This is a genomic window from Streptomyces sp. NPDC035033 (assembly GCF_040636735.1).
Taxonomy (GTDB): domain Bacteria; phylum Actinomycetota; class Actinomycetes; order Streptomycetales; family Streptomycetaceae; genus Streptomyces.
Window position 1 is genome coordinate 55,245 of sequence record NZ_JBEZUZ010000039.1, and the last position, 7,609, is coordinate 62,853.

Consider the following 7,609-nt stretch of genomic DNA (forward strand, 5'->3'; position numbering starts at 1 on the left):
CACCACCGTGTGCCCTGACAGAACAGGACAAAAACGACTTTCGATCGAGAGGGCTTCGAACAGACGCACCTGGGAAACGCGTCGCCGCCGGCGCGGGGTGCCGCCGCCGTGGATGTGGGACGGTGAGGGCATGCCGGTTCCCGTGATTCTCGACTGCGACCCCGGTCACGACGACGCCTTCAACATCCTGCTGGCCGCCGCGCATCCCGCGGTCGACCTGCTCGCGATCACCACCGTCGCGGGCAACCAGACGCTGGAGAAGACCACGCTCAACGCCCGCCGGATCTGTGCGGCGGCCGGCATCCGGGGCGTGCCGATCGCCGCGGGCCGCGACCGCCCGCTGCACGGTCCGCGCCGGATCGCCGGGAACATCCACGGCGACTCCGGCCTGGACGGGCCCGGCTTCGGGGAGGGCGAGCCGGACGTGCCGCAGGACCCGCGCGACGCGCTCGCCCTCGTCCGGGACGTCCTGCTCGCGCACCCGGCCCCGGTGACGCTGGTGCCGACCGGGCCGCTCACCAACGTCGCGGCCCTCCTGCTCGCCCGTCCCGAGCTCGCCGGGCGGATCGAGCGGATCGTGCTCATGGGCGGCTCGACGGACCGGGGCAACGCCACGCCCGCGGCCGAGTTCAACGTCCTGTGCGATCCGGAAGCGGCGGACATCGTCTTCCGCAGCGGCCTGCCGGTGACGATGTTCGGCCTCAACGCGACCCACCAGGTGCGGGCCACCGCCGAGGTCGTCGCCCGGATCGCCGCGCTCGGCACCCCGCTGAGCCGGCTCTGCGTCGACCTGCTCACCTACTTCGCGTCCACCTACCGCGAGGTGTACGGCTTCGACGCGCCCCCGCTGCACGACCCGCTCACCGTCGCCCACCTGATCGACCCGTCACTGGTCGGCCTGGTGCGGGCGGCGGTGACGGTGGAGCTGCACGGCGCGCACACGCGGGGCGCGACGGTGGTGGACCTGCACGGGGTGACGGGGCTGCCCGCCCGGGTCGACGTCGGCATGGAGGTCGACGCGGACGGGTTCTGGGACCTGATCGTGGAGGCCGTGCGCCTGCTCGGCGGCCCCGCGGACCGGCCCTAGACCCGGTGGGCGGGCGCGCGCCGGGGCGTGCGTCCGCCCGGCGCCGTCACGGCTGGCCGTCGAGCCAGCTCAGCTTGTGCCCGTAGAGCACCCGCTGGCAGTAGTCCGTGCCCGCCGGGTCGCCGGCGCCCGGGTTCGCGGTGCAGTCGGAGGCCGATGCCGGGCGGTGCTCGGAGAGGGACCACAGGCGGCCCGTGCCGCGCTCGATGTAGAGGTCCTCGGGGCCCCGGGCGGTCTTGACGGGCTGGCCCCGCTGGACCAGCTGTCCGTTGCTCCAGGTGTGGCGCCAGAGGTTGCCGGGCTCGTCCGTGCCCTTCGACTCGTTCACGTACAGCGTGCCGTTGTGCGCCGCCGCGCCCTGCGCGCCGCCGTTGGCCAGCGGCAGGTAGTTGGCCCAGCCTTCCGCGGTCACGTCGGCGGAGCGCCCCTCCAGGGCCGCGACCGGGTAGGAGGCGATGCGGCCGGTGGACGGGTAGCCGCTCGCCGGACGGCAGTACTCGCCCATGATCAGGCGGTCCGGGACGGTGCTGCGGTCGAGCGAGATGTACGAGGCCTTGGGGGCGCCGGTCGAGACGCAGGCGTAGGAGCCCACGGGGTTGCTCTGCGTCGCCTTGAACTTCCAGGCGGCGACCTGCGGCATCACGTAGCGGTAGCCGAAGCTGTACCAGACGTTGTTGTGCCGGCCGACCTTCGTCTTGTCCTCGACGTTGGCGGTGGTCTTCACGCCGTCGGTGTCGGCGCCCATCGCGTCGTGCGTGGTGGGGTCGCCGTCCGGGTCCAGGTCCATGATGAGGCGCATGTCGAAGACGCGCAGGCCGTTGCGGGTGTCGGCGACGTAGAGGTAGTTGCCGTACCAGACGATCCCGCCGGCGTGGACGCCCTTCTGGATCGGGTACTCGGAGGCGTGCAGTCCGTCGAAGGAGACGTGGTCGGCGGAGTTGACGTAGGTCCAGCCGAGGAGGACGTGCCGGTACTTGACCTCGGGGCTGCCGGTGGCCGGGTTGGTCCGGCTCTGCACGAAGGTGATCCGGACGCCCTTCTGGTTGCAGGCGTCACTGGCCTCCAGTTCGGCGGCGGTGCAGTCGCCGGTCGCCGGGTTCGGGTCGTTCTCCCGGCCCGGGTCCCAGCCGTCGTACGAGGCGAAGAGCTGGATGTCGCCGGCCTCGCCCCACAGCTCGTTGTCCTTGGCGTCGGAGACGCCGGTGATGCCCTGCGGCACCCACTCGCGCGAGGTGGAGTCGTCGCTCTGCAGGCAGTACTTGACGTCGGGGTCCGGGGCGGTGCCGAACGGGTCGCGGGAGCACCACGGCGTCGCGGTGCGGTTGGCCCCGGCCAGGAGGTTCTGCACGCCCGACTTGGGGAGCACCGCGTCCAGGCGGGCGACCCGCGTGGTGGTCTCGGCGTTCAGCGCGCCGGGCGCCAGCGTGAAGTCGCCGGGCGAGGCCGCGCCGCCGGGCGCGGTCCAGCCGGTGGCCGAGAAGGCCGAGGGGGCGGCCTCGGCCGCGAGGGGCTCCTGCACCGAGGGGTCCGAGGCGTCCCGCGGGACGTCCTCGGCCTGGGCCGGTGCCACGAGGCCGGTGAACGCGAGCGAGGCCGCGGCGGCTGCCGTGAGCCAGGCGCGGCGTATGCGCCGTGAGGGCATGGGAGGTTGCCTCCGTTGTCCAGGTGTCGGATAAACCGAACGGAGGTTTCCAGAACGTCTGAGCGAAAAGCAAACGCGACCGACATGCCGTCAATGTCCGCTTCGGGTGCGGTCGTCGTGGGCGAGATGGGCGCATCGCACCACCGGGGAGGCCGCCGCCCCGGCCCGCGGAGCGGTCGGGAGGCGCCCGTCCGGCGACCGCTCCGCGCAGGACCCCCCGCCGATCCACACAAGATCCACACCGTGGGCGCCGCCGGCCCGGGAGGCGGTCCGGCCGTGCGGCGGGGCGGAGTTCAGGGCGCGGAGGGGGAGGGAGGGCCGGGGACGGACACGGGGGCGAGGGCGTCGAGGGACTCGGGGACGGTCTGGCCCCCGTCGACGGTGAGCGTCTGCCCGGTGACGAACGCCGCCTCGTCCGAGGCCAGGAACCCCACCGCGTGCGCGATGTCCGCCGTCTCCCCCAGCCTGCCCAGCGGGATCGAGGCCGCCATCTTCCGCAGGTACTCCTCGCCCAGCTCCTCCAGGCCCTCGGTACGGACGTTCCCCGGCAGCACGGCGTTGACCGTGATGCCCAGCGGTGCCAGTTCCAGCGCCGCGCCGCGCAGGAAGCCGAGCTGGCCGGCCTTGCTCGCCCCGTAGTGCGACCAGCCGGTGTACCCGGTGAGGGGGCCGGTGATGGAGGAGGTGAGGACGACACGGCCGCGGCCGGCGCGCTCCATGGCGGGCAGGCAGGCCCGGACGGCGAGGATGGAACCGCGGAGGTTGACCGCGAGGACCTCGTCGATGTCGGCCGCGGTCATCTCGCGCAGCGGCTTCTCGGGGAAGATCCCGGCGTTCGCGCACAGGACGTCGACGTGGCCGTGGCGGCGTTCGGCCTCGGCCGCCATCGCCTCGACCGCGTCCGCGTCGCGCAGGTCCACGCCCGCCCCGGCGACGCGCCCGCCGGTGGACCGGGCCAGCCCGGCGGCGACCTCGCGGGCCACCCGCCCGTCCCGGCCGGTCAGGAGCACCGCCGCTCCCCGCCGGGCGAAGAACTCGGCGATGCCGCGCCCGATGCCGCGCGTCCCGCCCGTCACGACGACGGACCGCTCCTGCCAGGGGGTGAAGGTCATGCCTCGCCTGCCTCTTCGTTCGCCGGACGTCCCGGGCCGTCACACGTCCTGCCCACGAACGGCGCCGACCCCCTCCACCGGGGTGCGCGCCGTCGCAAAACCCGCCGGATCCTGTCTCGAACCCGACGGCCGGACCGGTGCCCGGCCCGGCCCGCGGCCCATGTCCGTACGGTCCGCGTCAGGGGGAACTCCCCCGGATCGTCCGTGGAGCCGTCCTCGCGCGCCGGCGGCGGATCAGCACAGGACCCAGTACCCCGGGGAGGTCTCCTTGATGGTGCTGGAGACGAAGACGTTCCACAGGCCGAGGTTCTGGTTCGAGCCGTTGGCGTAGGCGTAGCCGCCGGACTGGTGGGCCCGGCCGGCCGTGGTGTGCGCGTAGTTGGCGGCCGTCACGCACACCGGGGCGGCCCCGGTGGTGGTGGCGCCGACGGGCGCGGTCCTGGTGCCGGCCGCGCCGGAGGCGTCGACGGCGGCGACGGCGTAGCCGTACGCCGTGCCGGCGGTCAGGCCGGTGTCCGTGTGGGCGGTGGCGGTGACCGGAGCGCTGTTGACCTTGGTGCCGTCGCGGTAGACGTCGTAGGAGACCGCGCCCGGGACGGGGTTCCAGGACAGCGAGGCGCTCGTGGCCGTGGTGGCGGTGACGGACAGTCCGGTCGGGGCGGGCAGCGCGCCCGGCGGGGTTCCGGTGGTGCCGGCGCCGAGCGCCTTGGCCATGTTCAGCACGGCCGTCATCTGCGGGCCGCTCTTCTGCGCGTAGTCGGCCGACTTGTACCCCCACCAGTCCCAGCAACCGCGCGGGTTGCCGGTCATGGTGGTGGTCTGCGGGTAGAGGACGATCATGTCGTTGGTGTCGGCGTACTCGTTGAGGTGGGCCGTGGCCATGAGGGCGTCGCCGACCAGGCCGAAGTACTGGTAGCAGCCGTGGAGGGTGACCATCAGCCGGCAGGAGGCACCGTCCTGGCAGGACCGCGGGACGTAGGCGAAGCCCTCGGCGCCCATGCCGATCGCGCTCGGGCTGCCGCCGGGGACGTGAGGGCTCTGGTCGAACCGGACCAGCGTGCCGGTCAGGGCCGAGGAGCTCGCGGGCCGCACGCCGCCGAACAGGTGGGCCAGCATCTCCCCGACCGGGTCGTCGCCGCAGTCGTTGACGTACGGCGAGGCGGTGGAGGAACAGGAGTTGGGGCCGAGCGGGCTGACCCAGGCGTGACCCGCCGGGGACGTGTCGTCGTAGACGACGTCGGCGCCGAGGGCGCGGTAGTACGCGGCGAGGTCGTCGTTGACGGGCGCCTTGACGGTGCTGTCGTTGGTGCCGTGGAAGAGCCAGACCTTGTCGCCCGCCAGACGGGCGACCGGGTCCACCGTGCCGGCCGCCGCCCGGTCCCGCGTCAACTGCGCCAGCTGAGCGGGGGTCTTGCGGGGCATGAAGGTGTCCATGCACGCGTAGAGCGCCGTGTTGAGGTTGTTCTGGGCGCAGTCGTAGGGGCCGGCCGAGAAGATGCCCGCGCCCTCGAACACGTCCGAGTACGCGACGTGCAGCTGGTTGGCCATGAACCCGCCGGACGAGAGGCCGCTCACGTGGGCGGAGCTGATGGTGTACTTCTGCAGCGGGCCGGCGGTCGGCGCGGGGACCGCGGCCGTCGCGCCGCCGGTGGTCGTGGCGGCGATGCCGACGGCCGCCAGGACGGCGACGAGGAGTCGTCTGATCTTCATGCGCGTCTCCAGGTGGGGGTGGGATGGCGTCATCCTGGTGAACGGGAGGGATCCCGGCCCACATGTCGTCCCCCCACTTCCCCGGGCCGGAATGTGGCGCGCCCTGCCATAGGGGCGGAAGGATCAGGCCCGCCGGGTGCCGGGGCCGGCGGTTCCGCGGGACAGCCGGTGGAGGCGGAGGGCCAGGTGGATCTCCAGGGCGCCGGCGGGCTTGTTCCAGTCGGGGCCGAGGAGTTGGGCGACCCGGTCGAGGCGCTGGACGACCGTGTTCACGTGGACGTGGAGGGTGTCCTTGGCGCGGGACAGGCTCGCTCCCTGGTCGTAGTAGGCGTCCAGGGTGCGGACCAGTTCGGTGCCGCGCTCCGCGTCGTAGGCGAGGACGGGGCCGAGGACGCGTTCGACGTACGGGCCGATGGCGGCGCGGTCGCCGAGCAGGACGCCGATGAAGCCGAGTTCGGTGACGTCGGCGCCCTCGCCGGTCCGGCCGAGGGAGTGGAGCGCGGTGCGGCAGCGCAGGGCCTCGGCGTGGAGGGCCGCGTGGTGCTCCGGGCCGGTGCCGGGTCCGGCCGCGCCCACGGTGACCGGCGTCCCGATGATCCGGGCGAGGTCGGCGGCGAGGTCGCGGGCGAGGCCGGCGGGCCGGTCGCAGGGGGCGAGCAGGACGGTGTTGCCGTGGCGGGTGCCCGCGAGGCCGCCGAGGCGGCGGGCGGCGCGGGCGGTCTCCGCGGCGAGCCGGGAGCGCAGGGCGGGCGCGCAGTCGAGGACGGCGACGGCGTGGGGGCGGGCGAGGTCGACGCCGAGGCGCCGGGCGCGCAGGGCGAGGCTCCCTTCGTCCCAGTGGGCGGAGGAGGCGGGGCCCGCGAGGAGGTCGTCGAGGAGTTCGCCGCGCACCCGGTCCTCGGTCTCGGCGACCGAGCGGCGGACGAGGAGGAGCATGGCGGTGACGAGCGCCGCGCGTTCGAACAGCCGCCGGTCGGCCTCGGGGAGGTCCGGGCGGCCGGTCAGGACGATGCTGCCGAGCGGTTCGGCGCCGGCGAGGACGGCGCAGCACCAGACGCCGTCGGCGCGGACCGCGCGGCCCTCGGTGCGCGAGGCCTCCAGGCTCGCGGCGGCGGGCGTCACCGGCGCGGTGCCGACGCGGGCGAGTTCGCTGCCGTCGGTGTCGTGGACGGCCACTCCCCCGCCGAGCAGCGCCGCGATCTCGGCCGCGACCTCGTCGGTGCCGGCGCCGCGCAGCACCAGCTTGGAGAGCCGGTCGTGGGCGTCGGACGCCTGGTGGAGGGCTTCGCCGTGGGCGCGGGCCGTCGCGTTGGCGGCTTCGAGGCGGGCGAGCGCGGTACGGGTCTCCTCCAGCCGGCGGGCGCTGTCGATGGCGACGGCGGCGTGGTCGGCGAGCGAGCCCAGGAGCGCGATGGCGTCGGGGGTGAACTCGCGCGGGGTGCGGTCCGCCGCGAACAGGACGCCGATGACCTCCCCGCCCAGGCGCAGCGGGACGCCGAGGATGCCGCGCAGCCCCTCCTCGGCGACGCCGTCGTCGATGGCGCCGGTGTGCCGGTAGCGGCGGTCGGTGCGGTAGTCGGTGCTGGCGTACGGGCGGGCGGTCTGCGCGACCAGGCCGCCGAGGCCCTCGCCCATGCCCAGGCGCAGCTGCTGGAAGGCCGCCGAGACGGAGCCCTCGGTGACCCGCATGAACGTGTCGTGCGCGACCGGGTCGTGGAGGGTCAGATAGGCGACGTCGGATCCGAGCAGCGTCCGGGCCCGCCGGACGATGGCGCGCAGGACGGCGTCGAGGTCCCGCAGCCCGGCCAGGTCGCCGGCCGTGTCGAACAGGGCGACCAGCTCCGCCTCCCGGCGCCGGTACTGGTCGAGGACCCGCCGCACCGCCAGGGCGGCCCCGGTGGTCTCCTCGATCCGGGCGACGTCCTCGGGGGCGGCTCCGGCGGCGCGGGCCCGTGCGGGCTGGGCGGCGAGCTCCTGCGCCGGGGCGTCGGCGGCGAGGAGGTCCAGCATGCGGCGGGCGGCCGCCTCGGCGGGCGACGGCGTGGGGTCGGCGGCGCG

General features: G+C 74.6%; 5 protein-coding genes. 1 reads left to right on the forward strand and 4 read right to left on the reverse strand.

Features of this window, described 5'->3' with window-relative positions; all coding sequences use genetic code 11:
- Positions 1-130: 130 nt before the first annotated feature.
- Positions 131-1,087 (forward strand): nucleoside hydrolase, encoded by a 957-nt coding sequence (locus AB0E83_RS18095; protein WP_362112108.1) that lies wholly within the window; start codon positions 131-133, stop codon positions 1,085-1,087.
- Between the two features lie 46 nt (positions 1,088-1,133).
- Here AB0E83_RS18095 and AB0E83_RS18100 read toward each other — a convergent pair whose 3' ends face one another.
- From AB0E83_RS18100 to AB0E83_RS18115, 4 genes are all read right to left on the reverse strand, one after another.
- Entirely contained in the window at positions 1,134-2,729 is a 1,596-nt protein-coding gene (locus AB0E83_RS18100) for a hypothetical protein (RefSeq protein WP_362112111.1), read from the reverse strand.
- A 293-nt stretch (positions 2,730-3,022) separates the two neighbouring features.
- Positions 3,023-3,841 carry a 3-oxoacyl-ACP reductase FabG gene (gene fabG, locus AB0E83_RS18105; protein WP_362112114.1) on the reverse strand — a complete coding sequence of 273 codons (819 nt, stop codon included), beginning with the start codon at positions 3,839-3,841 and terminating at the stop codon, positions 3,023-3,025.
- A gap of 234 nt (positions 3,842-4,075) precedes the next feature.
- The gene (locus AB0E83_RS18110) at positions 4,076-5,551 is read right to left on the reverse strand and encodes a PHB depolymerase family esterase (RefSeq protein ID WP_362112117.1); all 1,476 of its coding nucleotides are present in this window, start codon (positions 5,549-5,551) and stop codon (positions 4,076-4,078) included.
- A gap of 123 nt (positions 5,552-5,674) precedes the next feature.
- Positions 5,675-7,561 (reverse strand): GAF domain-containing protein, encoded by a 1,887-nt coding sequence (locus AB0E83_RS18115; RefSeq protein WP_362112128.1) that lies wholly within the window; start codon positions 7,559-7,561, stop codon positions 5,675-5,677.
- Positions 7,562-7,609: the final 48 nt, after the last annotated feature.